This is a genomic window from Bradyrhizobium sp. CSA207, assembly GCF_029051685.1.
In the GTDB taxonomy this organism is placed as follows: domain Bacteria; phylum Pseudomonadota; class Alphaproteobacteria; order Rhizobiales; family Xanthobacteraceae; genus Bradyrhizobium.
Window position 1 is genome coordinate 1 of record NZ_JAACFT010000088.1, and the last position, 3,175, is coordinate 3,175.

A 3,175-nucleotide genomic window follows, 5' to 3' on the forward strand; every position below is an offset into this window, starting at 1 on the left:
CGATGCGCGAAGACGTGCGTCGCTGGAAGCTGCATCATCGCAACGATCTCGACTTGGAGAAAATCGCCCAATGGGCACGGCCTATTCTTGTTGGCTGGGTCAACTATTACGGGCGTTTTCATCGTTCTGCGCTTCGCAGGGCACTGCGCACAGTAGATCCATTTATCGTGCGCTGGGCACAGCGGAAATACAAAAGACTTCGGGGACACACAAAGCGAGCGTTGGGGCTGGTTGCGCGGGGTCAAATCCCGCCAGCCGAATCTGTTCGCCCATTGGTCCACGGAATCTCCGGTTGGGGCGATAGGAGCCGGATGAGTCGAGAGACTCACGTCCGGTTCTCGGAGGGCGTGGGGGTGGGATTCCCCCGCGCTACTCGACTACCTGCGGGCCTATGACAGCGTCAGCGAGGCGCGCAGCTCGATCAGCCGATATCTCGACTTCTACAACCGCACATCAGAACACCCATCTGTCTATGTTGTTGAAGAGAAGAGACTTTGCTGATTGGGATGTGATCCCGTTGGGTATCTTGGGTTCTGTCGTGCTCGTTCGGCGATCGATTTAGCAGCAGTTGTTATCAGCGAGGTGCGGGCGAAGATCCACGGGCCGTCCGATAGCGGATGGAAGGCTTCGATCTCGCCGGCTTCAGCGGCTAGTCGAAGCGTCTTGGGCGCGATCTTTAGGAGCTTTGCGGCGTTACTGAGGTTGAGCCAGGGTTCGATCCCGTCCTCGGCGAGCTGGAACACCGGGATGAGATGGTTCGAGCGCATCGAGGTGACACGCTCGCGCGTCCAGCGATTGCCGTTACCGGACTTGAGGTCATTGCGGTTGAGGAGGCCCGCGATCAGATCGTCGCTGGCGATCAGCACCAGTTGACGCACGGCCTGGATGATATCGGCAGAGGTGCTGTTGCGCTGTCCGCGCCGGCGCTTCGGCAAGCGCAACTCGCTGTGGGCGCCCCCCACCCAATGGACGATGAGAACGATCTCGGAGGCCGCGTCGCCGATATCGGCTACGACTTCGTGGATGAGAGTGCGCGCAATGCGCTTCTTGAGGCGAGCATCCGTCGTGGGCGCATCCCAGACCGTTTTGAGGTTCGAGGCCAGAACGCCGAGCGAGGCTGGATCAGCAATGGGTGCGGGCCTCGCCGCATCATGCATGGCGATCTTGCCCTCGACCTCGGCCGCGTGAGCGAGCGCCTTGTTCCAGCGCGCTTCGAGCTCACTCGCCACCAACCGGTTCGCGGGGTCAGCGGCATCGTATTGCCGGAAGGCCCGGTCGGCGGCATAGCGCGCCACTTCGAGGTCGCGACTAAGAGCATCGCGCAATCCCGCCGCTCCCTGGCTTCCTTGGCGGCAGCGGTTGCAGCGGCGATAGCGCCCGGACCGACGACGCCAAGCAGTGCTTCCTCGATTGCATCATCAACGCGCAGTCCGCCGAAGGCGATGCAGTGAGGGCCGCCATTGTCCATCCAGGCGCGGCTGCAGCTGTAGCGCGGGATATGGTTCTGCATCCCGGAGTACCGGAGTGTGAGCTTGCGACCGCAGCGCCTGCAGCGGATCAGACCGGCCAGCAGCGTCACCGTGCTTTGGCGCGCCGTGATGCCGACTGGTGGGAACGTTACTGCTGACCATAGTGCGGATCGCCTCGAATCTCTCCCAGCTCACGTACCCATCGTGGGTATTGGGCTTTAGCGCCACCCATTCGTACCGCGCCTTGCGGCGGATCTTCACGCTCACGCCCGCGGCGCCGTATCCTGCCGTTACAGCCGTCTTACCATAGGCATAGGCACCGCCGTAGACCGGGTTCTCAATGATCCGGTGGATGGCGGAGTAGTTTGGTCGCCGCCAGGCGGTGTCGCCGTTAGTCTGCTTTACCGGCAGGTCGAGATCGTACTCGTGGGGCCAGCAGAGCGCCTGTCGCGCGCTGCCCAGTTCCTCGACCTTGTCAAACACCAGCTTGATCGCTTCCTGGACGCGCCGATCCGGATTCTCATAACGGTCGCCGGACTTAACGAAGCCCACCGGCGCCGCTACAACCAACTCGCCCCGGCGCGCCTTCTCGTAACGGGCCGAGAGCGAACGCTGGCGCAACAGATCCAGCTCGTACTCGTTGAAGCTGCCCTTGAGCCCGAGTAACAGGCGATCGTTACCGTGCCTTGGCGCATAGATGGTCTCCTGATCGACCAGAACGGTATCGACCACCCGGCACATCTCGATGAGTTGCTGCCAGTCCCGGCTGTTGCGAGTGAATCGCGAGACCTCGCGGGCGCAAACCGCACCAACCTTCCGAGACAGACCTCCGCTACCATTCGCTCGAAGCCGGCGCGTTGTACTCCGCCGGCGGCTGAACGACCGAGATCATCATCGATTACTTCGATCTCTGACCAACCGAGCGACGTTAGCCGGTCCCGCATAGCGTATTGCAGCGCGCTGCTCTCACGATTGTGCAATACTTGCTGGGCCGAGGATTGGCGCACGTAAAGAAGCGCCTTGCGCTCCAGATGATGAGGCCGGACCTTGTCAGAGTTCATGATCGACCTCCTTCGCCGGCGGCGTCGCTGTCATCACAGCATGGTCGAGGATCAACTGCGTCATCAGGCTCGTGAGGGCCGCCCGGGCTTCCGCCGGCAGCTCCGGCCATGCCGGCGCGCCGATGGCGCCGTTCGACAGGCCGCTCCCGAACAGATCCATCTGCTGCTGCGGGCGCGGTTGTCGATTGTGTCGGTATCCGCTCCCTGGCATTGCCGTCTGCCGTGACATGAGTCTCTCCCCGATTCTGGTCGTGAGAGGCTCTGGATGCGCTAGAAAGCAGGGCAGCTGATGGCGTTCGATCCTTCAACACCAGATCGAGAAGCGCAGAGAGCGCCGCAAGTGCGTCAATGCTGACAAACGGCTGAGCTGTCAAAGGCTCGGCGTCAGGGCATGCTGCCCGATCGAACATCCAGGCTCCCCATTCGAGTCTTGACTGCACTACGCCGGATCAAGCCTACTCCACCCCGCTGCCACTCCGCATGGCAGCCTAGCATTACAGTTGCGTTGTTTGAAAATGTCTGAATCCATGGGTAACCATGATTCGGAGGTCGTGGACGCCAGCAGCGTCGATCGAGGAGACGCTTGCGTTGTGGGCGGCGTCGCTTCGAGAGATCAAGAAACGGATACGTCCGTTGTTCACGCAA

General features: G+C 61.6%; 2 protein-coding genes and 2 pseudogenes. All 4 read right to left on the reverse strand.

The genetic code is table 11. The features are described 5' to 3' along the window. Positions 1-470 precede the first annotated feature (470 nt). The 4 genes and pseudogenes from GWG65_RS39955 to GWG65_RS39970 all read right to left on the reverse strand — a co-directional run bounded on the left by GWG65_RS39955 (position 471) and on the right by GWG65_RS39970 (position 2,690). Entirely contained in the window at positions 471-1,295 is an 825-nt protein-coding gene (locus GWG65_RS39955) for a hypothetical protein (protein ID WP_275200883.1), read from the reverse strand. Between the two features lie 161 nt (positions 1,296-1,456). Continuing rightward, positions 1,457-1,579, reverse strand: a pseudogene (locus GWG65_RS39960) (zinc ribbon domain-containing protein); the annotation flags it as partial. A gap of 100 nt (positions 1,580-1,679) precedes the next feature. Beyond that, positions 1,680-2,294 (reverse strand): annotated as a pseudogene (locus tag GWG65_RS39965) (recombinase family protein); the annotation flags it as partial. A gap of 225 nt (positions 2,295-2,519) precedes the next feature. Then, positions 2,520-2,690: a hypothetical protein gene (locus tag GWG65_RS39970; RefSeq protein WP_275200882.1), complete on the reverse strand. Its 171-nt coding sequence runs from the start codon at positions 2,688-2,690 to the stop codon at positions 2,520-2,522. Positions 2,691-3,175: the final 485 nt, after the last annotated feature.